The organism is Chlamydiales bacterium, assembly GCA_041395025.1.
Lineage (GTDB): Bacteria > Chlamydiota > Chlamydiia > Chlamydiales > JAAKFR01 > JAJACP01.
The window spans coordinates 796,216-822,974 of sequence record JAWLBH010000001.1 but is presented as its reverse complement, the minus strand read 5'-3'; the positions used below and the strand labels follow the sequence as shown (position 1 = coordinate 822,974).

The following is a 26,759-nucleotide window of genomic DNA, read 5'->3' as shown; positions in this document are numbered from 1 at the left end:
GGATCATGAGTAAAAATTCTTGAGTTAGAAAGAAGAGAACTCCTTTCTATAAAAGGAGGAGAGTAAAGAGAGAAATTAAATGAATTTTGCTGATATAGAACACTCTAACTAATTTTAAATGTAAGATGAAAAAGTTGCAAGTGAAACTTCCTCTTCTTTACTAAAACATTACTAAAAAATATTTTGGATCTCAGTTTTTTAAAGTTCTACAAATTGAACACTTATTCATACTATGCCCACGTGCAGGACAATATTGTCGAGCATAAAGAATGATCTGTAAATGTATCCGTCCCCACTCATTGATATGAAATTTTTTTTTTAGATCTTGTTCAACTAACTTTATATTTGCTTCTTTTGACAATCCCCAACGATGTGCACAACGATAAATATGAGTATCAACAGGGAAAGCGGGTAAATGAAATATTTGCACCATAACAACCGATGCAGTTTTGTGGCCAACACCAGGAAGAGCTTCAAGGGCTGCAAAAGAATTAGGAACTTTCCCACAATGATTTTTTAAAAGTTGAGAAGAAAGTTCCTTAATGGCTTTGGCTTTTCGAGGAGATAATCCAATCGGTTGAATAATCGATTGGATCTCATCAACAGAAAGCTTTACCATCTCTTCTGGAGTTGAAGCTTTTTTAAACAATAAAGGGGTAATGCGATTGACCATTTTATCTGTTGATTGCGCTGAAAGTAAAACAGCAATCAAGAGAGTATATGGATCTTTGTGAAATAAAGGGATTTGAGGATTTGGAATATATTGATTCAAAAGAGTACGAACAATTTCTATATTCATTTGCCGATACAGAATTGAGAAAAGATAGAAGATAGTAAATCCTCACTAATATTCGTACCAATAATACGTCCTAATCCCTTAAGAGCCGTCCTTATGTCTATAGACAAAAATTCTGGAGAGAGCCCTTGATTTAGACCTTGAATGACTAATTCGAGAGCTTGACTCGCCTCTTTTAATGCTTCTTGATGACGTGTTTTAGTAATTAATATCTCATTCTTTGCAATAGTCCCTTTATTCCAAATCAAACGATTGATTTGTTCTTTTAACTGATCTAATCCAACATGATGTTTAGCTGAGATTTCCACCTGATATGGAAAATTCATCAAATGAGACCCCTTTCTTGGAAGATCAGATTTATTCCAAACAATTATGGTTTTTTCATTTGATACACTTGACAAAAGTTCGTAGTCCTCTTCTTCTAAATGGGTAGATCCATCTATCACTAACAACACTAATTCTGATTCATGAAGCACTTCCCTAGAACGACGAATCCCCTCTTTTTCTACAGTTTCTTCAGTTTTACGAATCCCGGCTGTATCTATTAAATGAAAAAGAAAACCACTCATCGTGATCTCTTCGCACAAAAGATCTCGAGTTGTCCCTGGAATCGAAGTTACAATGGCTCGATCTTCTTCTAATAATGCATTCATAAGCGAAGATTTACCCGCATTTGGAGCTCCAATAATACCCACTGAAACCCCTCGCTGGAGTTTTTTTCCATCGTGAAACGTCTTGATAAGACACTGTATCTCTTTAGCTAAATCTTGCAAATTCACCAATAATTCTTCTTTTGCAAGAAAAAAAGGACCCTCTTCTGGAAAATCAACCCAAGCCTCAAAAATTGCTCCTATGCGATTTAGCTCTTGTTGGAAAGCAGCTATTTTTTCAGACAATTTCCCCTCAAGTTGCTTTCCTGCGATAGAAAAAGCCTCTTCACTTTTTGCGCTGATTAGTTCTTGAACTGCCTCAGCTTGACTTAAATCGATTTTCCCATTCATAAATGCTTTGAATGTGAACTCTCCTGGAAGCGCAGCACGAGCACCAGCTGAGAGCGCTGCTTCTAAAATTTTTCTTGTAACAATCACCCCTCCGTGACATTGGATTTCAATCGTATCTTCTCCAGTATAAGACTTAGGAGCACGCATAATCAGGAGTAGAGCTTGATCGATGCGATCTCCATTCGTATCCCTTACTAACCCAAGATGAGCTGTATGAGAAGAATAAGAATCCACAGGACCAGAAAAAATACAATTTGCAATTCTAATCGCCTGATCACCTGAAATCCGTACAATCCCAATGCCTCCTTCTCCAAGAGGAGTCGCAATGGCTGCAATTGTCTCTCCGGGTTTAAAAGAAGAATGGACAAAATCCATATCTTTACAAGCCTCAATAAAATAGATATATTCTAATATAATGAAGATTCTAGTCCCAATCTTTTTTGTTTGGAGTTCTTTTGAATTAAATACCAAGAATAGGTCAAAGACCTAATAAATATGATGGGAAAAGGTTATTTGCTCAAAAAAACTAGAGGCTTATAACAGCAATGGTATAAAAAACAACTGTCACTGTGCAATAACATACTGAAGAACTCTTAGCTTGCCTATTTTTTGAAAAAATAGATGTTTATCATCACATTCAGGAAAGCAAAACTTTGATTCCAATCCTTTTTTATAGAGAACGAAACACAGGAGAGCTGAAAAAAGAAGACATCTATGGCGAATCCGCTTTGCGTTTTCTCTATTGTTCTCGTCTTGGTCGTCTCTTAGTTAAACGTCTCTCTTCTATACCCCTGATTTCAACTCTTTGTGGATGGTGGCAATCCCTTCCTTTCACTAAAAGAAAAATTGTTCCTTTCATCAAGAAATATAAGATTGACCCCTCTGAATTTGAAAAAGACATTGACGCTTTTCCCTCTTTTAATGATTTTTTTACTAGAAAATTAAAAAAAAAAGCACGCCCTCTTGCAAAAGGACTGATCCTTCCAGCTGATGGAAGATATCTTTTTCATCAAAATATAAAAAAATGCGACGGCTTTCTTGTAAAAGGGAAAAAATTTGAATTAACACGACTCATAGGACATCCAGATCTTGCGCGTATCTATGAGGAAGGAAGTATGATTCTTGCACGTTTATCTCCGACTGATTACCATCGCTTTCACTTTCCTTGTGACTGTTTACCGAACACTGCTCAACTTATCAATGGTTCTCTTTACTCTGTTAACCCTATTTCTGTTAGACAACGTATTGAAGTATTTACCGAAAATAAAAGAATGATCACCTCTCTAGAAACGGCGAAACATGGAAGAATTACTTACATAGAAATTGGTGCTACTGCGGTGGGTTCAATCCATCAAACTTATCATCCAGGGAAATATTACAAAAAAGGAGATGAAAAAGGATTTTTTTCATTTGGAGGTTCTTCATTAATTCTGCTTTTTGAACCCGATACGATTCAAATTGATTCTTATTTACTAGAGAATTCTTCTCAAAAGATTGAAACACTGTGTCTTTTTGGACAACCAATAGAAAATAATATTTAATATTTGTTTAAATTATTTATTTTGGTATCGAGATAGTTATGTTTATCTTAATTTCCCTAATCACATTGGCTTTTATTTTCTACTTGGCTATTCGTGATTGGATTCAAACTCCTTATTTGTCTTCAAAAATGATCCAAAAAAATATGAAAAGAGCCTCTCAACAAATTTTATTAGGTAACTGGAAAGGGGCTCAGGATCTACTCATCCCTATTTTAGAAGTTGGGCGTGGAGGCAAAGAGGTGCTTTGCTTAGAAATACAAGTTCTACGAGGAACAGGTTACCTTAAAGAAGCTCTTGAAAAATCTATTAAAGCTGCTCATAACTATCCTGAAGAACTCTTTTTTAGAATGGAAGAAGGATTAACTCTTCTCGAAATGAATCGCCCTAACGAAGCTCTAGAAGCTTTCCGTGTGTGCACCCCAATCATGCGAGGAGAAAAAGAGATTCTCGCACTTGCAAAAGCCTTAAATCGTACAGGTTATCCGGAACAAGCCTTCGATTTATTAGAACCTTGGATTAAAAAATCTCATAATGGTGAATTATTTGCCCTTGTCGGCGAAACTTTTTTTGAACGAAAGCAATTCCATGAAGCTATTCGCTTCTATAAACGAGCTTTTCAATTCAAACATAAAAATCATCAATTAACTACTCAGTTGGCCAATGCTTATAGACGACTCGGTAATTTAGCTCAATCAGAACAAATTTTTCGTACACTTTTGGATAAAAATCCCTTTGATTTAACTGCAACTTTAGGCATTGGAATGTGTTTGCAAGAACGAGGGCATATGCATAAAGCTTTACTGATCTATCAATCAAGCAAATTATGGGAAGAAAAAAATCCCGCTCTGCTTAAAGAGGCCGGTCTATGTGCCCTACGTATCAAGAAATATCGTTATGCAGAATGTTATTTATACGAAGTGATTCAAAAAACTCAACCCGAGCCATCTATTTATTCCCATTATGCCCTTGCGCTCGAAAATCAAAACAAATGGCTCGAAGCAGAACACATCTATTTAAAATTGATTCAAATATTTCCTTCGCATCCACATGGATATAGAGCTCTTGCATGGATGTTTGGAGTAGGACTCTCACAAACGCTTTATCCAGAAAAAGGGATTAGCTTTGCTCATATTGCGCTAAAATTAAAAAATGATCTCATGTCTTGGGAAATTCTGAGTGCTTGCGAAGCACGTATTGGAAACTTCCAACGAGCTTATCGGATACAAATGACGCTGTTTAAACATGATGTATCTAAAGAAGAAAAAACACGTAGACAGCAAGCATTAAGAAATTTACGTAAAAATCATCCCCTAAATGGACACCATTTAGCGCGTTTACTAGTCGCTTAAAAAACTATTAACTGTTTTTGCAATTTTACTGCCTATTTCTTCTCTTCTAAATTAAAAACTTCTCTATTGGTATCGATGCTATGATCTTGTGACATAAGCTTATTAGCTGTATATTTGTGTTATTAACATAAAGATGTAAATATGATGTTTGGGTTTTTAAGAAAAATTTTCGGCTCTTCTCAAGAAAGAAAAGTCAAACGGCTATGGAAAATTGTCAGGGAAGTCAATGAATGGGAAAAGCAATACCAGACTCTGTCAGATGAAGAAGTAAAGAAAAAAACTGAGGAATTTAAAAGACGGTATCGAGAGGGCACCTCTCTTGATCAACTTCTTCCTGAAGCCTATGCATTGATTAAAAATACCTGTTATCGCATGTGTGGAACTGAAGTACATGTCTCTGGATACAATCAAAAATGGGATATGGTTCCTTATGATGTCCAAATTATTGGTGCAATTGCGCTGCATATGGGACATATATCTGAAATGCAAACAGGAGAAGGCAAAACATTGACAGCTACAATGCCTCTTTATTTAAATGCACTGACAGGAAAACCTGTCCATCTTGTCACAGTGAATGATTATCTAGCGAATCGTGATTGTCAATGGGTCGGTTCCATTTTTCGTTGGTTAGGTCTCTCAACTGGAGTTTTAACTCATGAAACTCCTCAGAGCATGCGTAAAAACATCTACGAACAAGATATTGTCTATGGAACGGCTTCAGAATTTGGTTTTGACTATCTTCGTGATAACTCCATGGCGGCTTCTGTTGAAGAACAGGTCCAGCGTGGTTACTATTTTGCCATTGTCGATGAAATAGACTCGATACTGATTGATGAAGCGCGCACTCCGTTGATTATCTCAGGTCCAACCTCTAAAAGCTTTCAAATGTATGACAAACTTAAAGAGGGAATCTCTGTTCTTGTCAGAATGCAACGTGATCTTTGTGGAACATTAGCAACAGAAGCACAAAAAACTCTTGCTCCCTATTTACAAACGGAATGTCTTCCAAAAGAAAAAAAAACTCTTGAAAACATTTATAAAGCCTGTCGATCTCTTTGGCTTGTCAGCAAAGGGATGCCTAATAATCGCATTCTGCGTCGTGTACGTGAAAATCCTGATTTAAGGGGAGAAATTGATAAATGGGATCTCTACTTTCATTCAGATCAAAACAAAGAAGAAAAAATTCAAACAATTGCAGAATTATTTATCGTCATCGACGAAAAAAGCAGTGATTTTGAATTGACAGATAAAGGCATTCAAGCCTGGTCTAAAATCCAAGGAGGGACTGCGACCGATTTCGTCATGCTTGATCTTGGTTACGAATATGCACAAGTGGATCAAGACATCACTTTGAAAGAAGAAGAAAAACTGCAAAAAAAACTTGCTTTGAATGAAGAAGATGCTCATCGAAAAGAGCGATCTCACAATATTCGACAGCTTTTGCGAGCACATCTTTTAATGGAGAGTAACGTCGACTATATCGTCAATGAAGATAAAATCATCATCATTGATGAAAATACAGGACGTCCTCAACCAGGACGTCGTTTTTCCGATGGTCTTCATCAAGCTATTGAAGCAAAAGAGGGAGTCGCTATTCAGCGAGAAACTCAAACCTATGCCACAATTACGCTGCAAAATTACTTCCGGATGTATGAAAAACTAGCTGGAATGACAGGAACAGCGATTACCGAAGCCAATGAATTTAAAGATATCTATAAACTTGAAGTCCTTCAAATTCCAACCTATAAAAAATGCATCCGCAAAGATTATAACGATGAGATCTACATGACAGAAAGAGAAAAGTATAATGCAATTCTCAAAGAAATTCAACGTATTCATGAGCAAGAACGGCCCATCCTCATTGGGACAGAAACAGTAGAAGTTTCTGAAAAATTATCCCGAATTTTAAAACAAAATCATATTAATCATACTGTATTAAATGCTAAGCAACATGTGAGTGAAGCGGAAATTATTTCTCAAGCTGGACATAAGGGTGCAGTCACTGTGTCGACCAATATGGCTGGTCGTGGGACAGATATCAAATTACAACCAGGCGTAGCCAATCTAGGTGGACTCCATGTGATTGGAACCACTCGTCATCAGTCTAGAAGAATTGATAGACAACTATCTGGACGTAGCGGACGTCTAGGGGATCCAGGCTCTTCAAAATTTTTCATCTCTTTTGAAGATCAGTTAATGCGCCTCTTTGCATCACCCAAACTCAACTCCCTAATTCAACGATTTCGTCCTCCTGAAGGAGAAGCCATTTCAGCTAAAATTTTAAATCACTCAATTGAAACAGCTCAAAAACGGGTTGAGGGACGTAACTACACCATACGTAAATATACTCTTGAGTACGATGATGTGATGAATAAGCAACGTCAAGAAATTTATAATTTTCGGAATGAAATTCTTCAAAGCTCAGACATCCTCTCTAATGCTCGTGATTTACTTTGGAATGTCTGTGAAATAGCAGGTCAAAGATTTTTTAAAACTCTCTCTCAAGAAGGGGGATGGAATCCAGAAGGCTACCGTCACTGGCTCATGAGTCTCTTTCCTATCCATTTTAAGGAACATTATTTTGATAAAGATGACTATAATCTAGAGACTATTCAAAAAATGGCAGCAGAAAAAGTCATTGCCGCTTTTGAAGACAAATATGCTCACGAAAAAGATCAAATCAATGAAAACCATTCTCAAGTCAATGGTGACATTCTTGCAAAAAATAGTGTACGTGCCATTATCATTTATAAAACTGATGCACTTTGGCAAGATCATTTACTTGCTATGGATCATTTACGCTCTGAAGTTAGCCTTCATACCGTAGCTCAACGCGATCCTCTTCTTGAATTTAAACATGAGGCATTTCGTTTGTTTCATGAACTCACTCAATCTTTGCAGATTGAAATCGCACGGAATCTCTTTAAAATACAAATTTCATCTCTTCAAACTGGACTTTTTCAAAATCTTCTTAATCAAATTAACCTTGAAACGAATAGACTGATTTTCGATCCTACTTCAACACCCCTTCCCTCTAGCCATCCTGCTCCCCCAGAAACTCCCGTGAATCGTCCAATTACCCATGCTACAAAAATAGGTCGTAATAATCTTTGTCCATGTAAGAGCGGGAAAAAATATAAAAAATGCTGTGGGCTTGAAAAATCGATCCTCTAACTTAGCGTGATCCGATCCTAAAAAGAAAATTTACACGCATGTTCCATTCCAAAAATTAGCGCTATCATGATCCATGAAAAATGGAAAATCACTAAAGATCAATCCATACAAAATTCTCAAAATTTGTATCTGTTATCAATTAAAATTTACCTTTTCTTTAAAGAAAGTCCTATGTAATGTAAATTTTCTGTAAATTCAACCTCAGAGAAAAGGAATGGAAAAATGTTAAAAAATATATGTATTATGCTAGCTCTATTCTTATCTTTCTTTATATGTCCAATCGAGGGGAAGCAAGAAACAAAAAAATTTTACTGCTCTCCTGAACAATTGGAAATTAATCAATCAATGATTTTAGTCCATCTTGATTGTAAGATGGTAGAAATCGATCAACTCCTCGTTGATCAAGGAGGAATCTACTTTAATCAAGAAGCTATGCGCTGCTTTTATTGTAGGCGGCCATTTAATCTAAAAAATACCTGCGAATGCTCAATGATTCAATAACGTAGTCGATGCCAACCAAAAAAAATAAGAGGTAGGGCCCCGAAAAAATAAAAATATCCAAAATTTTGACGCCATTGAAGCGTCAGGACTCCTTCAGAGGAAAATATCATCAAGACGATTCCAAAAAGAAAAAAAACGACTCCAGGTAAAAGAAGAAGAAGTGCAATCAATTCTCTTCTATTTGTCGATGAAGTTGGCTCCTCTTTATGTTCAGATGAATGAGTCTTTTCACTCAAAGAGTGGTTCCACTCTTCATCAGTAATCCCGCTTTCTTGATCAAATGCATTGGCAAAAGGGGGAGGAGGAATGCCTTGATCAGTAGAGATTGAGCTCTGAAAAGGGTTGGCAAAATTTTGAAAAGGATTTCTTTCTTCTTCAATATTCTCAGATGGATGTGATAGATTAACTCCACAATAAGGACATTGCTGAAGATGGAGTGAAACATTTCCATCACAGTTCCAGCAAAGAAGTTTATCATTTTTCTTTGTCATCTCAGCTAATTTTATTTAATTTCCACATGGTTAAAATAGAAAAAATTAATATTCTGCTGATACACAAAACTAAAAGCAGGGTCAATAAAAACATTATCTAACTATGGTCAGAATTGAATTCTTAACTATCCTTTAAGCTTTACATAAAATGTAAGGAAAATCAAAGTTTTTCCATCCGGAAAAAAAATATGAATTCCGTTATACTATTTATAAAAAGAAAATATCTGATTTGTGATGAAAAAAAAGTTATTTGATTGCGTGATTATAGGTAGTGGTTCTGGAGGCTATGTAGCAGCCATCCGAGCTGCACAAAGAGGTTTAGTCACAGCATTAATTGAGGCGCGTGAAATAGGAGGGACTTGTCTTAACCGGGGATGTATTCCTTCTAAAGCATTGATTGCTAGTGCTAATGTTTTTAAAAAAATTCAGGAAGCAAATAAATTTGGGATTTATGTACAGGATCTTTATTTCGATTATGCTCAAATGAAGCATCGTAAGGATTCTATTGTCAATGGGATTCAAAAGAGTCTTGAAAAACTGATTCTCAGCAATAAAATTACTATATTTAATGGATATGGGAGAATGATTTCTCCCTATGAAGTCGCGATCACTGGAAAGGATGAAGGAATCCTTGAAGCGAAAAACATTATTCTAGCCACTGGTTCAGAACCTCGCCCTTTGGAAAAAATTCCTTACGATTATAAAAAAATTCACGATTCCACTTCTTTGCTCAATATGACCGAGCTGCCCAAAAAAATGGCCATTATTGGTGGTGGAGTGATTGGTTGTGAATTTGCTTCTTTATATAATACGCTTGGCGTGGATGTGACAATCGTTGAACTACTCCCCCATCTTCTTCCAAATGAGGGTAGAAATGTCCAAGAAACTTTAACAGCATCTTTTAAAAGACAAGGAATTAAAATTGAAACAACGACAATTGTTAAAAAAATTAGCTATCAAGATGACGGCATCCGTCTCTACTTAGAAGATCAACGCTTGCTTGATGCAGATATAGTTCTTGTATCAATAGGAAGAAAATACAATACCGATGCCATTGGATTAGATAAAGCGGGGGTAGTTGTTGAAGAAGATGGCTCGATTCCAACAGATGAAATGATGCGGACAAATATTCCTCATATTTTTGCGATTGGAGATATCACCGGAAAATGGATTTTTGCCCATGTTGCCTCTCATCAAGGACTCATTGCTGCTGATAATATAGCAGGCCAATTGAATTATATGCATTACAACGCCATTCCAGCTGTAATCTTTACAAACCCCGAAGTGGCGACAATTGGACTCACACTTGAAAAAGCGATTCAAGAAGGGTACGATGCTATCCTTGGGAAATTTCCATTTCAGGCACTTGGAAAATCACAAGTAATGATTGAAACAGAAGGATTTGCTCAAATTGTTGCTGAAAAAAATACAGGGCAGATTTTAGGAGCACAAGTGGTGGGTTCTGGAGCAGGTAACCTAATTGCAGAAATTGGATTAGCAATTGGTAGTGAATTGACTGTAGATTCAATCACTGAGACCATCCATGCTCATCCTACGACTGCTGAAGCATGGATAGAAGCTGCTTTTTTAACCAAGGATATGCCTCTCCATTTGCCCCCTAGGATTAGACGCTAATGGATAAAGATCTATTTGAGCAAAATCCAGTCATTCAAAGAAAAAGACTAAATATTCTTCCTGAACACCCGAACTCCAAAGAAAAAGGGAAAGCAGTTGCTCCAGGACGTTTTCCAAAATGGCTCCATCGACCTTCTCCAAAAAGTAATCTATTATGGAAAACGCAAGAGATTCTTTCTAAACATCATCTTCCTACTGTATGTGAAGCCGCTAAATGTCCAAACCTATTAGAATGTTGGTCAAAAAAAACTGCTACATTTCTGGCAATGGGTAAGTCTTGCACACGTAATTGTGGTTTTTGTGATATCGATTTTATAAAACATCCTCAGCCACTTGAACCAGATGAACCTATACGATTAGCTAATTCAGCTAAAGCACTTGATTTAAAGCATATAGTAATCACAATGGTTGCAAGAGATGATCTATCAGATGGAGGAGCTGGGCATCTGATAGAGATTATTCGTACAGTACGTAAAGTCAATCCTAAATCTTCTATTGAAGTCCTTACATCTGATTTTTTTGGAAATAAAAATGCACTAAAATCTATTTTGGATGAAAATCCTGATATCTTTAATCACAACATTGAAACAGTTCGGGAATTAACTCCAAGAGTCCGGCATCGAGCAACTTATGATCGTACGCTTGATCTTCTCCGGTCTGCCAAAAAACATGCACCTCAATCTCTTCTTAAATCAGGATTCATGGTTGGGCTTGGTGAAACTGATGCTCAAGTCAGAGAAACAATCTGTGATCTGTATGAAACAGGTTGTCAAATCATTACAATCGGACAATATCTACAACCCACCCGCACAAAATTACGAGTCAAGCGTTTTGTAACACCTGAACAATTTCAGGATTATGCCTCTTACGGAAACAGTATTGGAATTAAGCATATCTATTCCGGTCCTTTCATTCGTTCAAGCTATAATGCTGCTTCTTTATTCAATGCTGTAAAAAATATATGAGTAATCAAGAAAGAAAAAAATCTTATCTATCTATTTTTGAAGAAATTGCAGGAATATCTTCTCCTATAGAAAAGCACAATGGCTTGTCCTATCCAGATTTACAAAAGGAAAAAACCTCACCTCTAGAAGAGATATATACATTAACAGATGAGTTAGATCACCAAATTCTTATGCATAGAGATGCCCATTTCGGAGGACATTTCGATATTATGATAAGTTACTATGATCAGAAAGATCATATCGGGATTTATCCAGAATTTGAGTCTAAGAGGATTCTCTACTTAAAAGAAATTGAAAGACAACTCGGAAAAAATCTAGCCCCTTTAATGCTCACAGGAGCTGAGGCAGAACAAGTGGCTCGTTCACGAAGAGCCTATGAAAAGCTTAAAGCGATCTATACAATTGAAAAACCAAAAGATCTTATCTCTTCAGACTATCTCATTGCTGACTTGATCCTAAGTGAAAGCAAGTACCCTAAACAAGAAATTACTGCGATTGTTTCTCAAGGAAAGAGAATGCTCCCTGAACTCTTACAAATTATAAAATCCGAATATGCATATAGCCCACTTTTCCCAGGCTATGGCTATGCTCCTTATTTTACAATCTTGTGTCTCTCTCAAATCAAAGATCCTTCTACGATTATTCCTCTTTTTGAAATTTTGGGACGCGAAATAGTTTTTGATGAAGAGGTCATTCTAGATGCCCTTAGGGCAATCGGAGAACCGGCAAAACAATTTCTTCTTCAACTTCTAAAAGGACGCCCCTTCACACAAGATACTACTCATGCTGCTTTTGCTCTAACAGTTTTTTCTAAAGAATTAGAGGTAGCGATTGCGGCTCTTAAAGAACTTCAAGATCCTAGAGTATGGGCAATGCCTCTATTGCGCTCTTATCTCCTTTATAATACTGAGTCAATTCAAGGGTATAAAGAACAAAAGATGCTATTCCAGATGGTTGATCATCCTGAAATTCCTATGGATTTCCGCAAAGAGATAGAAAAGATGATTCAAAATTGGATCTAAAATAATGAATCACCTTTCACCTAATATCTCCTTATGATATCTTCGCAGGTTGGGTGGATTTAAGGAAATGCGCGTGATTTCTCGTTTTTTGTTTGTACTTGTGATTTTTTTGACTATCTTTACTGGTTGTACCACACAAACGACCATTGTCAATAATATTTCTGAAAGAGAAGCGAACGAGATTGTTGTTTTAATGGCAAGCAAAGGCATTCATGCGGAAAAAATAGAGACAACTTTAGGAGCAGGACAAACAGGGGTGATTACTTACAATGTCTCAGTCTCCTCCAGTCAAATTACAGAAGCATTAGCTATTCTTAATTCTGCTGGCTTACCAAGAGTAAAAGGAACTAGTCTTCTTGATTTATTTGGCAATCAAGGACTTGTGCCTTCTGATCTTCAGGATCGGATTCGCTATCAAGAGGGGTTATCCGAACAGCTTGCAACCACAATTAGAAAGATTGATGGAATTATTGATGCAAATGTACAAATTACATTTCCACGTGATGAAGAGACTAATCAGGAGATGACTGCTTCGGTTTATATCAAACATCGCAGTATTTTAGATAATCCAAATAGTTTGACTATTACCAAAATCAAGCGTCTTGTAGCGAGTGCTGTACCAGGATTAACATCTGAAAATGTTACTGTGATATCTGATCGAGCTCTTTATGCGGATATCACTTTAAAACCAATGTACGAAATTCAAGAAGATCGTGACTATATGTCCATTTGGTCGATTATTATTGCTAAAGAATCTATTCCCCGTTTTCGTTTAATTTTCTATCTTTTTATTATTGCACTTTTTCTTTTATTGACCTCTTTGGCATGGCTAGTCTGGAAGTTTTGGGATATTATTCAAAAAAAAGGGGGGCTCTCTTCTCTTTTCTATCCTCATCAATATGAAATCCATGATTTGATAAAGCATAAAGAAAAAGAGAAAGGAGCAGGAGGAGATCATTGAAATTGCAGGCAAAATCTCTGATCTCTGCCCTTATCCATCCCTCGCGTCTTCTAAACCATAATCTTTTAGGCTACTTCCCTCCCGATCTAGCTAAAGAGATCAACCTTCTATCTCCTCCTGTCTCTCCTAATTTTCCAAAACTTCTTGCTCAAAATGAGTGGATTGAATCAATGCATTTTTCCTGGTTTTATCTGCCACTTAAATCCCTCAAACCTGAAATACAGAAGCTCTTTCTCTCTTTATTACCTGAAAAAAAAGCAGTGGAATTGAGTAAAATGTTATCTTTACCTTTAGAAAAACTTTCTTATTCTTCTTTTATGATCCCCTTTTTAATGAATATCTTCAAAAAGAAAATACTGGGTGAGATCGATATCATTAGCGAAGATTGCTTGCCTGCTTCTGATTTAAACCCTCTTCTCAAACTCACAAGGTTAGAGCTTCTTAACTTGATTGATCTTCTTGGAATTCATGATCTTTCAATTGATTTACGACAGATTGTTGATAGAGAAATTCTAAAAAATATCTATTCAGCTCTTTTTTCTGAACAAATCCATTTTTTACATTATTGTACAAAACAACCTATCAAGTGGATACCTCCTACACTTGGACTTTTAAGATGGAATCGATCGAAAGAAAAATTGCAACATCTTCTCCATGAAAGAGGATTAATTCGTTTAGGAGGCGCACTTTTTGATCAAAATGAAAGCCTAAAATGGTATCTAATCCACCGCCTTGATACTGGACGAGCAGAATTAATTCAAAAAATTTTTAGCAATAATCAAAATTCTCTCCCCTATCCCTACTTTAAAAATCAAGTGATCCATATTTTACAGCGGTACAAAAAATGAAATTTTTTACTTTAATCAAAGGAGAAGAAATCCATATTGGCACTGATACAAAAGTGATTCCTGCAAAAGAATTTTCTAAACTTGTTCAAGGATCAATGTTACTTAAACGAGTCAAGAAAGAGGAAACTCTTTATCGAAAAGATGTCACAAAAGAGTGTGAAGTCTTAAAAGAAAATGCTGAGTTAGCTGGATTTGAAGAAGGATTGGCAAGATGGAATAATCAGATTTTATGGTTAGATGAAGAAATTAAAAATGTACGCAAAGAAATAGAAAGTTCTATGGTTCCAATTGCTCTTACAGCGATTAAAAAAATCATTGGTCACACGATAGAAACCGATCATGAAACAGTTGTCGACATCATTTCTACAGCCTTAAAAGCTGTAACTCAATATAAAAAAATCAAAGTTTTTGTGAACCCGTCCGATTATGAAATCATTCAAAAAGCACGGCCACATCTCAAAAATCTCTTTGAACACCTTGAAAGTTTAGTGATTTCTTCTCGAGAAGATATTACAGAAGGAGGGTGTATCATTGAAACAGAAGCAGGAATCATCAATGCTCAACTTGAAAGTCAACTCAAAGCATTAGGCACTGCTTTTACAACTTTTTTCCAAAATCAGAAAAAAGAGGAGCAGTGAGAGCTTGCCTATTTTCTTATTCATAATCGTTGCTAGCTTTAATTTCTTATCCACACCTCTTTTAGCTGAATCGGATGATGTAACGGCTCTTCAAGCACTATTGCATCAAACAGAATCTCAAAATAGTGGATTAACACCACCTACAGAAGGAGGAGGATATCCTGACCTTGCTTCACAAGCGACTCTCCTCATCTTTCTTGCACTACTTCCTTTTTTGGTCATGCTTCTTACCTCTTTTCTTAAAATGGTGATTACTCTTGCTCTTTTACGCAGTGCATTAGGCGTACAACAAACCCCACCTAATCAGGTCATCAATGGAATCGCATTGATTTTAAGTTTATATGTTATGTACCCAACAGGCCTCGAAATGTATAACCGAGCAAAACATATTATTGAGCAAGAGCTTCCCAAACAGCTTTTTTCGACTAACTCAGCTGCTGTAGCCATGTCTGTGATTGAAGAAGCTAAAGAACCTTTACGAGAATTTTTGATTCGGAATACAAAGAAAAATCATCTTGAAGGTTTTAATAAAATTGCTCAAAAGACCTTCCCAGAAGAAGCAGCAAAAACTGTTAAAACCACAGATTTTATTATTGTTGTACCCTCTTTTATTACTAGCCAAATACGCTCTGCGTTTGAAATTGGTGTTTTGATTTATCTGCCTTTTTTTGTGATTGATCTCGTGACTTCTAATATTCTACTAGCTATGCAAATGATGATGCTTTCTCCTCTTTCCATCTCTCTTCCTTTAAAACTGCTTTTAGTAGTCATGATTGATGGGTGGACTGTTCTTGTTCAGGGATTAGTTTTAAGCTTTAATTGAGGAAAAACTGATGTTAGCGCTCACTTTCCGTTCGATTATTTTTGAATATTCTTACCAATCTCTGCTATTAATTTTAATTATATCAGGGCCGCCTATTCTTTTTGCTTCAATTATTGGAATTTTTATTGCAGTGTTCCAAGCAGCTACCCAAATTCAAGAACAAACCTTATCATTTGCTATTAAAATGGTGGCAGTGATGGGAACTGTGATCTTGATGGGAGGTTGGCTCAGTGGATTAGTTTATCAATTTGCTGCACAGATTTTCCGAAATTTCCATAAATGGACCTAAAGAATGTCTTCTCCTACAGACACATATCTCTCCATCATTTTAAGTCGACCTCTTGATCAAGTCTGGAATATTTTTCTACTCGGGCTCGCTCGCATTGTTCCAATCATCGCAATTGCTCCTTTTTATGGTGGAAAGATGATTGGAGATGTCGTGAAAATTGGGTTAGGTGTCTTTATTACACTTGTCTTTCTTCCTTTTTTAATTCTTACCAATCCTGCCTCATTTTCTAGAGATTGTCATTTTCTACTCCTCATGATCAAAGAGGTCATGATCGGTGCATTGATGGGGTTTTTTATTGCCATTCCTTTCTATTATGCACAAGGTGCTGGAGCCCTGATTGATCATCAAAGAGGGAGCCAAAGTTTACAAATCATGGATCCAACATCACAAACCCAAACTTCACCGATAGGGAAACTCTACAACGACATGTTACTTGTGTTATTTTTTGCGATTGGTGGTCCAATCTTATTTTTTGATGGACTATTCACTTCCTTCTCGCTTATTCCCTTTAACGCCTTCTTTCCTCCACATTTTTTTGATATTCAACACCCCTTTTGGATTACAATGACTGGTGTGATCACAACTGTGGTAAAAATCGGACTCCAACTCAGTGCCCCCTCTCTCATCGGTATGCTACTGTCTGATCTATTTCTTGGAATTGCGAATAGGATGGCCCCCCAAGTGCAAATTTCCTTTCTTTTGTGGTCATTCAAAGCTTTTATTGGAGTAGCAATGTTATTTCTTGCTTGGTGGCTTGTGATCAAACAATTTGATATACAAACAACAAATTGGCTGAAAATTTACTCAAATTTTGTTAAAGAAATTTAGAATATTTGTTATTGGAATTTCTAAACCACTTAAATTTTAAGTTTTCTCACAACGATTAATTTTTTAAAAAATCTATTTACTTTCTTGCAATTCTATTTGCAATATTCATCACTCCATAACCAAATCCAGCAGAAAGGATAAAAATCGGAATCGAAATCAGAAGAAAAACGATCGTTCCAATTAACATTACAGTCTTAAAAACCCCATGAGCAATATACACGTCACGTAACTGAATAAAATATCCATGTATTTCTTGAAAAAAAGAGAGTCCAAATCCTAAACCAACAAAAGCAGAACCCAATCGCAAATAAAAAAAAGATAAAATCAAACCTACCATTAAGCAACATCCTGAAATAATTGCAATACGATACCTATAAATCTGTCTCCAGATTTTGCGAAAATCTTCAAACTGGTTTTTATATGAATCTTGTTTTTTTTTAGGGTCTTTATTCATTTCTTCTCCTAATTAAATTTATTTTATTCTTTAGAGTATTCTTTTTTCAATATTTTATTTAATAAAATCCATTAAGATATTGGAATATAAATATTTAATTCAATTTACTCTTTATAAAAAATAATTCGCAGAATTGCTTTTTTTTTATTATTCCGATATTCTCTTTTCACCAAAAACAAACAAAAAGATGATTGTTAATCAATGCCTTGGATTCCTTATCTTAACTCTTCCTTAGTTATAATTCTATTCGGTGTTTTTACTCTTTTTTTCTGTTGGCGAAAGGACGAGAAAACGACTCTTACTTACCCTCCTGATCCTATTGAAACAGTTTTACCTAAGAGGTTTTTTCCAGAATCTGAAAACTATGATCTAAATCTAGGTGCTCTCTCTTTAAACTGGGTTCCTCCTCTTATGCAACTTCCAGATTTACGTCATGAATTACAATTTTTTGGCAAAAATAAACGACCCGATGGTCAATCTCTGAATGCCTTTTATTATCTGGGGCTTAAAAGTTCTGGAGAAATGGATTCTATTCAGGAAAATAAAAGGCTCTATCTTATTTATCAGGGCAATTACTCACCCCAATTCTTAAATCCAACTTTTTATCAGAATTCGAATAATGCCATATTAAGGCCGTTATGGGGAGAGGAGATGACAGAAAATAAAAGTAGTTATCTATTTAGCCCTGATAACAAACCCACTTCTCTATGGCTAGAAGTTTCTTCAATAAACTCTAATTCCATTTCTTTATATGTCAAAATGTTAGATGAAAAGGATAACGTGATTGAAAGACCTCAGGAATTCAGCTTGATCACTCTCCCAATTCAGGAATTTCCAAAATCTCAAACAACCGGCTGGGAACTTGGTCCTTACCGTGTAGACTCTACTCTGCTTGTCCGTCAAAAAGCACGCTGGATAGGTGGTGACCGTTTTTTAGAGATGCATGGAGGTGATGAATATGACTATGTCCTAGGTTGTGAAAAAATTGACTTTCTTGATGGAGAAACTCCTTATTCTTGTTTTGTAAGGTTAGGAGATATTTTAGTATGGAAAAATAATCAATGGAAAAGACCAAGCAAAGATGAAGTCACTGAAGGCTATCCAATTTTATATATTTCGAAAATTGATGAAAAAATCCTCTCTTTGGAGCTTTGGGATAGTGGTGGGTGGTCTAAAACAACCTTAAACCTAATTCGAACAAAAGATCATCACAAATTTCCTAATCTCAAAGAAGAGTTTAAATTTGTAGGGGCTAAGACGTGGGCGCAATTTATTATTGAATGTTCTGATGGGAAACGATTAGAGGTAAAACCAAATGATTGGCTCATTTTAAAACAAGAGGGATGGGAAAAAATTAATTCTTCTGAGCAAATTGATGAGTATGTTCAAAAACCTCTAGTTGGGCCTCTCTTTGTTTTTGATAAAATGATAAAAAAAAATGGGCGTCATCTCCTTTCGGGACATCTCTTTAACCTATCTAGAACTGAAGTTGAAGAAGTAGAGATTGAAGCCAGTCCCCATGCTCCTTTGGCTAATTTTCATGGGACAAGGATGTCTATACCATCTAGTAAACTTAAAATATCAGGTAAAGAGGAATGAGAAAAACTATCTTCATTCTTTTGCTCTCTATTACGACGATCAAGATCAATGGACAGACGATTATGGAAAAAAAAGAGAGTTTTCAACGTACCCATAGTGATGTTGATCCAAACACTCTTAAAGAGCTAAATCATGTTAATCTAGAGCTCAGTGAGAAACGGTTAGCTATTGAACAGCTCTATGAAGAAGCTTGGGAGATTTACTACACAGATCGCTCAAACAGTGATTATTCCCCAATTTTGGATGAAATTCAAAGCCTTAAAAGAGAGATTCAAGAGATTCAACAAATGTGGTGCGATGAAGTCAAATCTTTAATTCAAAATGAAGAATATGCTCTATGGAACCAGCCTGATATCACTTTGCAACAGCTTGTCATCGACTATGGATCTTCTGATTTTATCTATCTTATTCCTCCTGAAATTGGAGGGATGCGTATTAGCATAAACTCTAATCTACCCATTCCACGCGAATCATGGAGTGAATGTCTAGAATTAATTCTTGCACAGTCTGGCATTGGCTTTCGTCAACTTAATCCCTATCTAAGAGAACTCTATGTCATGCGCAATGATCCTGGAGGAATCAAAGCGATGATTGATACCACTGATCAATTGAATTTCTACTCCCCACTTTCTCGTATCTGTTTCTTATTAACTCCAAATACAATGGATCCTCGTGGAGATTTGCTTTTCTTACGTCAATTTTCGAATCCTATAACCACAAAAATCGAAATTATTGGAGGGAAAATCTTTATCACTGGCTCAGTTGAAACAATCCAAGAACTTTTAAAGCTTTATACTTTTTCAAAATCAAGAAACTTAGGGCAAGATTTTCAATTTGTTTCCTTATCAAAAATCAATGCTAAAGAAATGGAATTGATCTTAAACTCTGCTTTTCATGATGGAAAAATTTCAACAGAAAGCTCAACACTCAGAGTCATTACTCTTAATAGTCTCTCACAATCTCTCTTTTTAAGTGGAAATGAAGAAGATCTAAAAAAAGCCATTGATCTCATTCGAGATGTTGAATCCCAAATCGGAGATCCTCAGGCAAAAACTGTGTTTTGGTATACAACTAAACATTCTCAAGCTGAAGAACTAGCCAGCGTTCTAGCACAAATCTATAATCTTCTACTAGACCAAAATCTTTCTTTAAACAGAAAAAAGGAAGGAAGTGAAGAACTTAGCCATAAAAGAGAAAAAAATGAGATGCTCGTTACTCATACTCTCTCTAGTCAAGAAGGAGAAGCACGCGTATCTCATAAAACAGCTGATGGATGCAATAACTTCATCGTCGACCCTAAAACCGGAGCAATTATTATGGTCGTTGAACAAGAGGCACTTCCTAAAATCAAAGAACTGTTAAAAAAACTAGATGTGCCAAAAAAAATGGTCCAAATTGAAGTGCTTCTTTTAGAAAAAAAAGTTTCGAATAGCAATAAATCTGGTCTTAATCTTTTACGCCTTGGATCAGAAGCTACTCAAACTAATTCAAAGAATATTAAATGGAATATAGGACCGGTAGGAGGAATTTTTGAATTCTTAATTTCTCGGCAAAAAGGCTCAGGACTTCCTGCTTATGATCTAGCTTATCAATTTCTCCTAGGTCAAGAAGATGTGCAAATTAATGCCAGCCCTTCAGTAACAACAATAAATCAAACTCCTGCTACCATTGCAATAGTTGAAGAAATTTCCATTGATGGAGGAGCAGATAGTAATCAAAATAATATTTATCACCGTGCACAGTATGGGATTACGATGGAGATCACTCCAACCATTAATACAGACGAAAGTGAAGAAAGTGAAGATTTCATTACACTAGATACTGATATTACCTTTGATACAACAAGAAATAATACAAACCATCGACCAGATGTGACTCGCCGTCATATTAAAAATCATGTCCGTATTGCAGATGGTCAAACTGTAATTCTAGGAGGTTTGCGAAGAAAAAACTCTCAAGAAATGAAAGAAAGTATTCCTTTTCTTGGTGAAATTCCTGGAATTGGAAAACTTTTTAGTCATACCGATATTCATGATAGCCACTCCGAAATGTTCATCTTTATTACACCAAAAATTATTGCAGATCCTATAAAAGATGGAGAAAAATTACGTCTACAAACATTAAAAGCACGTCCTGGTGATCTCCCTGAATTTTTACATGAACTCTTAGAAGCACAGAAAAGAGAAAAAAAACACCTTTTTGAAGGAAGTCTTACTGCTCTTTTTGGCCGGCGAGAGACAAAAAATTTAGATAATATGAAGAATCGATACCGAACAGGAGAATATAATGGTCGTTGAGTCACCTCTTCAACTTGCAATAGATCTAGGCATTGAAATTTGTGATAAGATCTCTCTCGAAACACTTCCTAAAAGTTTTGCTAAACAAGTTCCCTATAGTTTCGTCCGCAACCATCATATTCTTCCAATTAAAGAGCACCAGGAGGTTGTGACTGCTGCTTCATCTAACCCCCTTAATCTTGAAGCGATTGATGAGTTACGTCTTATCCTGAATAAGGAAATCAAAATTGTCTACACTCCTGAAGAAATTCTTTTAAAAGCGATTGATTATTGTTACCACATGCAAGAAGGTGCTGCTTCAGATTTTCTTGCCCACCTATCCGATAGCAATTATTCTGAAAAAAAACACAAAGAAAATGATCTCTATGATCTGCTGGACATCAAAGAAGAAGCTCCTATTATCCGTCTCCTTAACTTAATTTTAACTGAAGCGATTCAACAAGAAGCCTCCGATATTCATTTTGAACCCTTTGAAAATGATTTAAAAATCCGTTATCGAATTGATGGGGTTCTACAATCACGCCATGCTCCTCCCCGAGAATATCAATCTCAGCTCCTTACAAGGATCAAAGTTTTAGCTAAACTTGATATTGCTGAACATCGTCTTCCTCAAGATGGACGTATTAAACTGAAAATGGGAGGAAGAGAAATTGATTTTCGTGTGAGTACCGTCCCTATTCTTCATGGAGAAAGAATTGTTTTAAGAATCTTAGATAAGGAAAACGTTGTCTTAGGCATCAATCAGCTAGGAATGCTCCCCTCTGTTCTTAATGAATTTCGTAAACTCATCTCTCTATCTCAGGGCATTGTTCTTGTTACGGGTCCAACAGGAAGTGGGAAAACGACTACTCTTTATAGCGCCTTATGGGAAATCTATAACGAAGAAACGAATATCATGACCATAGAAGATCCTGTTGAATACAAGCTCCGTGGGATTGCTCAGATTGCTGTTCATCCTAAAATTGGGCTCAATTTTGCAAAAGGACTACGCCATATTCTCCGACAAGATCCCGATGTCGTAATGATTGGGGAAATTCGTGATACCGAAACAGCTGAAATTGCAATCCAAGCTGCACTCACTGGTCACCTTGTATTTAGCACACTGCATACTAATGACGCTCCTTCAGCAGTTTTGCGTTTAATTGACATGGGAATTGAACCCTATCTACTTTCATCTACTATCGTTGGAGTCTTAGCACAACGACTTGTTCGTTGTATCTGTCCTCATTGTCGTAGACACTATACGCCTCTTGAGACCGAACTTTATGACCTAGGAATCCAAGCAAATCAGCTTAACGGAGGAAAGTTATATCGAGGATTGGGTTGTCAACACTGTTATGGATCAGGATATAAAGGAAGGCATGCAATTTACGAACTCATGATTGCCTCTCCCATGATTCAATCTCTTATTGCGAAAAATGCTGATATCTTTGAGATCAGACAAGAAGCTCTTAAAAAACAAATGATTTCTTTACGCGAGCATGGAGCCCATCTTGTACAAGCTGGAATTACAACTTCGGCAGAAGTGGCTCGTGTTTCAAAAAGATTTGATTAATATGTTATTTGAGTATTCTTACATCAACGAGAGAAAAAGAAAAAAAAGAGGGGTAATTGAAGCTTCAAACATTGATGAAGCAAAAACAATTCTACGTCGACAAAGACTTTTACTTACTTCTTTAGAAAAAGTAAAACAAAAGAAAAACACAACTTATTATCTAAAAAAAGAAACGCTGATTACATTTACTACACAATTAGCTGCACTAATTGAAGCTGGAATGCCTCTTTACGAAAGTCTTCTTTCAATTGCAGAACAGTCCCATCAAGAACCATTTCATCCTATTTTAATCACCTTATGCCAACAAATTAAAGAAGGAGCTAACCTATCAGAAGCTCTAACACATTTTCCTAAAAGCTTCAATCGTCTCTATTGTAATATGGTTGCAGCCGGAGAAGCAACCGGTACCCTTGATAAAACACTCAATAAAATTGTTAAATTGCTATCTAAGCAAATGCAATTGAAAAAACAAATTACAACTGCATGTATCTACCCTACTCTTCTATTTGCTTTTTCTTTAATTGTGACCTTACTTCTTATTGTTTTTGTGATCCCTTCACTTGAAGAACTATTCGAAGATCGTAATGTCAATCGTTTTACAAGATGTATCATGATCTTTAGTCAGTTTCTTAGAACAAAATGGTACTACTATATTCCTCTTTTTATGACGATGGTCTTTGGTATCTATTCTAGTTTAAAATCAAAAAAAGGGAGAAGGTGGACCCAAAAACAGTTGTTGCGTCTACCTATTTTAAATCGATTAATCATCAATATTGTGATTACTCGTTTTTCTGGAACAATGGAGACTCTACTCAAAGGAGGGGTCTCTTTGATTGAAGCTCTACAAATCTCACGTAAAGTAATGCACAATTCTTTATTTGAAGAAGTGATTGAAAAGGCTGAGAAAAAAATTATTGAAGGCAGTTTGTTAAGTATTGAATTAAAAAAATCCTCTTTAATCCCCACTCTTGTTTCAAGAATGTTATCTGTAAGTGAAGAAAGCGGGACGATTGCATTGATGTTTGGAAAAATTGCTGATTTTTATGGAGAAGAGGTGGAAAAGAGTTTAACCCGCCTGACTACCTTAGCTCAACCGATTATTTTAATAATTATGGGGGGGATTGTTGGAACTATTATGATGGCTGTCCTTCTTCCACTAACAGATGTAAATGCATTTCTATAGGAGTTAAAAATGAAAAGGAAAAAACAATCCGTTACACTAATTGAGATCATGATTGTGATCCTACTGATTGGCTTGATTGGTGGTGCTCTAGCATTTAATATGCGTGGAAGCATGGACAAAGGAAAAATGTTCAAAACTGAACAAAATATCTCTCGTCTTTATGATGCGTTGATGATGGAATATGCAAAAGGAGAACGCAATCTCAATCAGATCATTGAGGACCGAGAAAATATACTAAGAGAATGCCCTTTTGTCAAAGATGGACTGACTCTTCTTAAAGATGGTTGGGGAAATGCTCTATTGATTAAAACAGATAAGGATGACAATGACTTAATCATTACCTCTCCTAAAATGGAACATCATGAGAGAGACTTCTAAACATTCTTTTACCCTTCTTGAAATCCTTTTAGTGATCGCATTAGTAGGTCTTGTCATGGGAATCTTCGCTATCCAACTGCCAAAAGCAATTTCCACAGAAATTTTCGAAAAAGGTATTAGCGAGATTAAAATGCGAATCACTCTCGCAGAAGAATTAATGCTTAACTATCGCACAGATGTGTTTATAGATTTCCATTACAATCCTGAAAAAAAGGGAATTAATGCAATCATTCAGACAGCCCGACCTCTTCCAGAGAAGATAAAAAATCAGATCAATCGCCAATCTTTAGTTAAAGGAATTGAAATGATCACATTTGGAGAAGAGCAGACAGCTAACCCCACTCTCTATTTCGATAGTACCTTGGGGACGACTCCTAAAGGAAAACTCATTTTAAAAAGCTATAACCGGGAAGTCTCTCTTATATTAAAGGGATTTCCTTCGCAAATTCTAAAAGGGGATGATACTACCGATGATAAAAAAGCAGACTATCCAGAAAAGATCTTTTCTCTTATTTGAGTTACTGCTTGCGATGGGACTTTTGATTCTTTGTCTCTTCCCAATGATCAAGACCCATGTGACGATTGTGAAAGAGGAGAGAAAACAATTACGAGAGATCTTGGAGCCACTAAAGATCTACAAAGCAATATGTGATCTTAAAATTGATCTTCATGAGCATCGATATAGTTGGGAAGAGTTGATGAAAGGGGCAAAAAACGATAAGTATGTCTTAAAAAAACTTAAACAATCGACTAAGATCAATCAAGAAAGCGGAATGATTTTAAATGCAATTCTTCTAATTGAAGGAAGAAAAATAGAAAGAACGATTTATGTGGAAAAAACACTCAATTACACTGGTTGAAATTTTAATTTCCCTTACCTTAATCACTCTCTTATTCACTACCTTGTTTTTCTGGTATCGCCACCTTCATGAGAAAAAAGGAGAACTTACAAAACTTAAACAACCCTATTTAGAAGAATACCATGCATGGCAAAGACTCCAAGAGATTCTTCCAAAAGCCCAACATTTCTTCCTTGGTGAAGGATCTACCATGGTCTTTTGCTTTGATAGAGGGATCAGCAGAAATCCTAAACTCTCTAATACAGTGTTAGGGAAGATCTATCACGATCCCATCATGAAAACTCTTTGTCTAGCTGTTTGGCCCAATCCCATCCAATACCAAAGGATGGATTCTCCCTCATTGAATCTTACTCTTCTAGATGGCGTTGAACCAATAAATACGATAGCTCTATTTGAATTCTATCTTCCTCCAGATCCTTTTAAAAAACCCATTGATCCCAAAGGAGTCGATCTTAGTGATAAAGAAGGATGGAATAAAGAATGGAATAGTAGTAAATTGCCTGCTTTTGTGCGTATAAATTTTTTACACTATGGCAAAGAAAAAGCCTTCTATTTTGATCTGAATCAGAAAATTTTCTATCCTTTGGTGAAAGGATGAATCCCTACTTAATGACTGTAGCATTTTTAATGTTAATGAGTATTTTAACTTCAAGTGAGTTGAATCGATTTCGTCACAATTCTTTTAGATATCAGTTACAACTCGATTATCAAAAAAGAAACAGAGCTACTGAGAATATAGTGGCTCATGCGAATCTTGAGGATTTTCAAAAAGAAGAAAAAAACGAAAAAGAAGAGAGACTTCCCATACCTCATTCTCCTAAACCTCAAAATCAAATTCCACGCTCTTCTTCATTAGGATTTAACTTGTCTCGACCTCCAAATAACTCTAGATTGAACCTTTATCTCTTAATTCACACATCTCCACATAAAAATTATCCCCTTTCTCTTTACGAAGGATTTGCACGTTTAATGAGAAAACTATACGGACAAGCGAGTTTCTATAGAGCTGATTGTGAATATAAGATTTTAGATTGCCTTATGAAAGAGAAAGAATCGACTCAATCTTTCTCTTATCCTGATGAATTGGCTAATCTTGATTTAGGAAATCCAGAATTACAGACAATCTTTTACTCTATGATCAAGGGAATCGAAGAATACCCTTCACTTCTTGATTTTATCACTTTTGATAGAGAAAAGCTTTCAAGAGAAAAAAGAAAACTCAATCTCATGTTTGCAGATGCTCTTGTGATTGAATCTCTTCTAGATCATCCTTCATTAACTAAAAAATTGTTAGTTCTAAGAGCTACCTTTTGGAAAGAGATTCTTGATCAAGAGTCTCATCGTTTGGAAAGAGAGAAAGAAATCTGTAAAGGAAGAAATCAATTTAAAAATGAACTCCTAGAGGAATATAAAAAAATTCTCTCCGAAGAAGGACTCGATTATGATCTTAACTATAAATGGGTTTTTGACTTAAGTCTAGGAGAGTTAGGAAATATTCTTTTTATAGAAGAGGCTCAAACAGGCTTTAAAATACGTGAAAAATATTCCTCATTTTAGCTTTTTTCTAGGGA

The 26,759-nt window shown here is 36.0% G+C and carries 26 protein-coding genes and 1 pseudogene; 23 read left to right on the top strand and 4 right to left on the bottom strand.

What is annotated here, in order from left to right; all coding sequences use genetic code 11:
* Positions 1-190 precede the first annotated feature (190 nt).
* Together nth and mnmE are read right to left on the bottom strand one after the other, a co-directional pair.
* The gene (gene nth, locus R3E91_03720) at positions 191-799 is read right to left on the bottom strand and encodes an endonuclease III (protein ID MEZ5315303.1); all 609 of its coding nucleotides are present in this window, start codon (positions 797-799) and stop codon (positions 191-193) included.
* A complete protein-coding gene (mnmE, locus tag R3E91_03715) occupies positions 796-2,172 on the bottom strand; it encodes a tRNA uridine-5-carboxymethylaminomethyl(34) synthesis GTPase MnmE (protein ID MEZ5315302.1) in 1,377 nt (458 codons plus the stop codon). Before mnmE ends, nth begins: the two co-directional genes overlap by 4 nt.
* Positions 2,173-2,450: 278 nt before the next feature.
* On the opposite strand from mnmE, the gene asd reads away from it, so the two are divergent.
* From asd to R3E91_03690, 5 genes and pseudogenes are all read left to right on the top strand, one after another.
* On the top strand, positions 2,451-3,338 hold the full coding sequence (gene asd / locus R3E91_03710) for an archaetidylserine decarboxylase (protein MEZ5315301.1): 888 nt from the start codon (positions 2,451-2,453) through the stop codon (positions 3,336-3,338).
* Between the two features lie 38 nt (positions 3,339-3,376).
* Positions 3,377-4,687 carry a tetratricopeptide repeat protein gene (locus tag R3E91_03705; GenBank protein ID MEZ5315300.1) on the top strand — a complete coding sequence of 437 codons (1,311 nt, stop codon included), beginning with the start codon at positions 3,377-3,379 and terminating at the stop codon, positions 4,685-4,687.
* Positions 4,688-4,831: 144 nt separating this feature from the next.
* Positions 4,832-7,627, top strand: a pseudogene (gene secA / locus R3E91_03700) (preprotein translocase subunit SecA).
* A 123-nt stretch (positions 7,628-7,750) separates the two neighbouring features.
* Positions 7,751-7,861, top strand: a complete 111-nt coding sequence (locus R3E91_03695) for an SEC-C metal-binding domain-containing protein (GenBank protein ID MEZ5315299.1) — start codon at positions 7,751-7,753, stop codon at positions 7,859-7,861.
* 222 nt (positions 7,862-8,083) lie between these two features.
* The gene (locus R3E91_03690) at positions 8,084-8,362 is read left to right on the top strand and encodes a hypothetical protein (protein MEZ5315298.1); all 279 of its coding nucleotides are present in this window, start codon (positions 8,084-8,086) and stop codon (positions 8,360-8,362) included.
* Here the strand turns inward: R3E91_03690 and R3E91_03685 are convergent.
* Complete coding sequence (locus R3E91_03685) at positions 8,356-8,853, bottom strand: hypothetical protein (protein MEZ5315297.1); 498 nt, start codon at positions 8,851-8,853, stop codon at positions 8,356-8,358. The two genes, R3E91_03690 and R3E91_03685, sit on opposite strands and share 7 nt — an antisense overlap.
* A gap of 234 nt (positions 8,854-9,087) precedes the next feature.
* On the opposite strand from R3E91_03685, the gene lpdA reads away from it, so the two are divergent.
* The 9 genes from lpdA to R3E91_03640 all read left to right on the top strand — a co-directional run bounded on the left by lpdA (position 9,088) and on the right by R3E91_03640 (position 16,862).
* Positions 9,088-10,488, top strand: coding sequence for a dihydrolipoyl dehydrogenase (gene lpdA / locus R3E91_03680; protein MEZ5315296.1), 1,401 nt, complete (start codon positions 9,088-9,090; stop codon positions 10,486-10,488).
* Positions 10,488-11,453: a lipoyl synthase gene (gene lipA / locus R3E91_03675; GenBank protein ID MEZ5315295.1), complete on the top strand. Its 966-nt coding sequence runs from the start codon at positions 10,488-10,490 to the stop codon at positions 11,451-11,453. The genes lpdA and lipA overlap by 1 nt, the downstream gene beginning before the upstream one ends.
* A complete protein-coding gene (locus tag R3E91_03670; protein ID MEZ5315294.1) occupies positions 11,450-12,475 on the top strand; it encodes a hypothetical protein in 1,026 nt (341 codons plus the stop codon). Before lipA ends, R3E91_03670 begins: the two co-directional genes overlap by 4 nt.
* Positions 12,476-12,542: 67 nt before the next feature.
* Positions 12,543-13,436: a type III secretion inner membrane ring lipoprotein SctJ gene (sctJ, locus tag R3E91_03665; protein ID MEZ5315293.1), complete on the top strand. Its 894-nt coding sequence runs from the start codon at positions 12,543-12,545 to the stop codon at positions 13,434-13,436.
* A 2-nt stretch (positions 13,437-13,438) separates the two neighbouring features.
* Positions 13,439-14,284, top strand: a complete 846-nt coding sequence (locus R3E91_03660; protein ID MEZ5315292.1) for a hypothetical protein — start codon at positions 13,439-13,441, stop codon at positions 14,282-14,284.
* Entirely contained in the window at positions 14,281-14,922 is a 642-nt protein-coding gene (locus R3E91_03655) for an HrpE/YscL family type III secretion apparatus protein (GenBank protein ID MEZ5315291.1), read from the top strand. The genes R3E91_03660 and R3E91_03655 overlap by 4 nt, the downstream gene beginning before the upstream one ends.
* A 4-nt stretch (positions 14,923-14,926) precedes the next feature.
* The gene (gene sctR, locus R3E91_03650) at positions 14,927-15,745 is read left to right on the top strand and encodes a type III secretion system export apparatus subunit SctR (GenBank protein MEZ5315290.1); all 819 of its coding nucleotides are present in this window, start codon (positions 14,927-14,929) and stop codon (positions 15,743-15,745) included.
* Between the two features lie 10 nt (positions 15,746-15,755).
* Positions 15,756-16,034 (top strand): type III secretion system export apparatus subunit SctS, encoded by a 279-nt coding sequence (gene sctS / locus R3E91_03645; protein ID MEZ5315289.1) that lies wholly within the window; start codon positions 15,756-15,758, stop codon positions 16,032-16,034.
* Between the two features lie 3 nt (positions 16,035-16,037).
* Positions 16,038-16,862 carry an EscT/YscT/HrcT family type III secretion system export apparatus protein gene (locus R3E91_03640; protein MEZ5315288.1) on the top strand — a complete coding sequence of 275 codons (825 nt, stop codon included), beginning with the start codon at positions 16,038-16,040 and terminating at the stop codon, positions 16,860-16,862.
* Between the two features lie 76 nt (positions 16,863-16,938).
* Here the strand turns inward: R3E91_03640 and R3E91_03635 are convergent, their stop codons facing one another.
* Complete coding sequence (locus R3E91_03635) at positions 16,939-17,316, bottom strand: hypothetical protein (GenBank protein MEZ5315287.1); 378 nt, start codon at positions 17,314-17,316, stop codon at positions 16,939-16,941.
* A 201-nt stretch (positions 17,317-17,517) separates the two neighbouring features.
* Here R3E91_03635 and R3E91_03630 point away from each other — a divergent pair, with 201 nt between their 5' ends.
* Genes R3E91_03630 through R3E91_03590 form a run of 9 tightly spaced genes read left to right on the top strand, consistent with a single transcriptional unit; the run spans position 17,518 to position 26,745 of the window.
* Positions 17,518-18,915: a hypothetical protein gene (locus tag R3E91_03630; GenBank protein ID MEZ5315286.1), complete on the top strand. Its 1,398-nt coding sequence runs from the start codon at positions 17,518-17,520 to the stop codon at positions 18,913-18,915.
* Positions 18,912-21,212, top strand: coding sequence for a secretin N-terminal domain-containing protein (locus R3E91_03625; GenBank protein MEZ5315285.1), 2,301 nt, complete (start codon positions 18,912-18,914; stop codon positions 21,210-21,212). Before R3E91_03630 ends, R3E91_03625 begins: the two co-directional genes overlap by 4 nt.
* Positions 21,202-22,767 carry a type II secretion system ATPase GspE gene (gspE, locus tag R3E91_03620; GenBank protein MEZ5315284.1) on the top strand — a complete coding sequence of 522 codons (1,566 nt, stop codon included), beginning with the start codon at positions 21,202-21,204 and terminating at the stop codon, positions 22,765-22,767. Before R3E91_03625 ends, gspE begins: the two co-directional genes overlap by 11 nt.
* A gap of 1 nt (position 22,768) precedes the next feature.
* Positions 22,769-23,950, top strand: a complete 1,182-nt coding sequence (locus tag R3E91_03615; GenBank protein ID MEZ5315283.1) for a type II secretion system F family protein — start codon at positions 22,769-22,771, stop codon at positions 23,948-23,950.
* A 9-nt stretch (positions 23,951-23,959) separates the two neighbouring features.
* The gene (locus R3E91_03610; protein MEZ5315282.1) at positions 23,960-24,328 is read left to right on the top strand and encodes a type II secretion system protein; all 369 of its coding nucleotides are present in this window, start codon (positions 23,960-23,962) and stop codon (positions 24,326-24,328) included.
* Positions 24,312-24,845: a hypothetical protein gene (locus R3E91_03605; GenBank protein MEZ5315281.1), complete on the top strand. Its 534-nt coding sequence runs from the start codon at positions 24,312-24,314 to the stop codon at positions 24,843-24,845. The genes R3E91_03610 and R3E91_03605 overlap by 17 nt, the downstream gene beginning before the upstream one ends.
* Positions 24,799-25,188, top strand: coding sequence for a hypothetical protein (locus R3E91_03600; GenBank protein ID MEZ5315280.1), 390 nt, complete (start codon positions 24,799-24,801; stop codon positions 25,186-25,188). Before R3E91_03605 ends, R3E91_03600 begins: the two co-directional genes overlap by 47 nt.
* Complete coding sequence (locus R3E91_03595; GenBank protein ID MEZ5315279.1) at positions 25,157-25,786, top strand: DUF1494 domain-containing protein; 630 nt, start codon at positions 25,157-25,159, stop codon at positions 25,784-25,786. Before R3E91_03600 ends, R3E91_03595 begins: the two co-directional genes overlap by 32 nt.
* Complete coding sequence (locus tag R3E91_03590; protein ID MEZ5315278.1) at positions 25,783-26,745, top strand: hypothetical protein; 963 nt, start codon at positions 25,783-25,785, stop codon at positions 26,743-26,745. Before R3E91_03595 ends, R3E91_03590 begins: the two co-directional genes overlap by 4 nt.
* Positions 26,746-26,759 lie beyond the last annotated feature (14 nt).

What these genes read in the sequence shown, in the direction of transcription:
- nth (MEZ5315303.1), bottom strand. Translation starts at nt 799, where the DNA reads ATGAATATAGAAATTGTTCGTACTCTTTTGAATCAATATATTCCAAAT.
- mnmE (MEZ5315302.1), bottom strand. Translation starts at nt 2,172, where the DNA reads ATGGATTTTGTCCATTCTTCTTTTAAACCCGGAGAGACAATTGCAGCC.
- R3E91_03705 (MEZ5315300.1), top strand. Translation starts at nt 3,377, where the DNA reads ATGTTTATCTTAATTTCCCTAATCACATTGGCTTTTATTTTCTACTTG.
- R3E91_03690 (MEZ5315298.1), top strand. Translation starts at nt 8,084, where the DNA reads ATGTTAAAAAATATATGTATTATGCTAGCTCTATTCTTATCTTTCTTT.
- R3E91_03685 (MEZ5315297.1), bottom strand. Translation starts at nt 8,853, where the DNA reads ATGACAAAGAAAAATGATAAACTTCTTTGCTGGAACTGTGATGGAAAT.
- lpdA (MEZ5315296.1), top strand. Translation starts at nt 9,088, where the DNA reads ATGAAAAAAAAGTTATTTGATTGCGTGATTATAGGTAGTGGTTCTGGA.
- lipA (MEZ5315295.1), top strand. Translation starts at nt 10,488, where the DNA reads ATGGATAAAGATCTATTTGAGCAAAATCCAGTCATTCAAAGAAAAAGA.
- R3E91_03670 (MEZ5315294.1), top strand. Translation starts at nt 11,450, where the DNA reads ATGAGTAATCAAGAAAGAAAAAAATCTTATCTATCTATTTTTGAAGAA.
- sctJ (MEZ5315293.1), top strand. Translation starts at nt 12,543, where the DNA reads ATGCGCGTGATTTCTCGTTTTTTGTTTGTACTTGTGATTTTTTTGACT.
- R3E91_03655 (MEZ5315291.1), top strand. Translation starts at nt 14,281, where the DNA reads ATGAAATTTTTTACTTTAATCAAAGGAGAAGAAATCCATATTGGCACT.
- sctS (MEZ5315289.1), top strand. Translation starts at nt 15,756, where the DNA reads ATGTTAGCGCTCACTTTCCGTTCGATTATTTTTGAATATTCTTACCAA.
- R3E91_03640 (MEZ5315288.1), top strand. Translation starts at nt 16,038, where the DNA reads ATGTCTTCTCCTACAGACACATATCTCTCCATCATTTTAAGTCGACCT.
- R3E91_03635 (MEZ5315287.1), bottom strand. Translation starts at nt 17,316, where the DNA reads ATGAATAAAGACCCTAAAAAAAAACAAGATTCATATAAAAACCAGTTT.
- R3E91_03630 (MEZ5315286.1), top strand. Translation starts at nt 17,518, where the DNA reads ATGCCTTGGATTCCTTATCTTAACTCTTCCTTAGTTATAATTCTATTC.
- R3E91_03625 (MEZ5315285.1), top strand. Translation starts at nt 18,912, where the DNA reads ATGAGAAAAACTATCTTCATTCTTTTGCTCTCTATTACGACGATCAAG.
- gspE (MEZ5315284.1), top strand. Translation starts at nt 21,202, where the DNA reads ATGGTCGTTGAGTCACCTCTTCAACTTGCAATAGATCTAGGCATTGAA.
- R3E91_03615 (MEZ5315283.1), top strand. Translation starts at nt 22,769, where the DNA reads ATGTTATTTGAGTATTCTTACATCAACGAGAGAAAAAGAAAAAAAAGA.
- R3E91_03610 (MEZ5315282.1), top strand. Translation starts at nt 23,960, where the DNA reads ATGAAAAGGAAAAAACAATCCGTTACACTAATTGAGATCATGATTGTG.
- R3E91_03605 (MEZ5315281.1), top strand. Translation starts at nt 24,312, where the DNA reads ATGAGAGAGACTTCTAAACATTCTTTTACCCTTCTTGAAATCCTTTTA.
- R3E91_03600 (MEZ5315280.1), top strand. Translation starts at nt 24,799, where the DNA reads ATGATAAAAAAGCAGACTATCCAGAAAAGATCTTTTCTCTTATTTGAG.
- R3E91_03595 (MEZ5315279.1), top strand. Translation starts at nt 25,157, where the DNA reads ATGTGGAAAAAACACTCAATTACACTGGTTGAAATTTTAATTTCCCTT.
- R3E91_03590 (MEZ5315278.1), top strand. Translation starts at nt 25,783, where the DNA reads ATGAATCCCTACTTAATGACTGTAGCATTTTTAATGTTAATGAGTATT.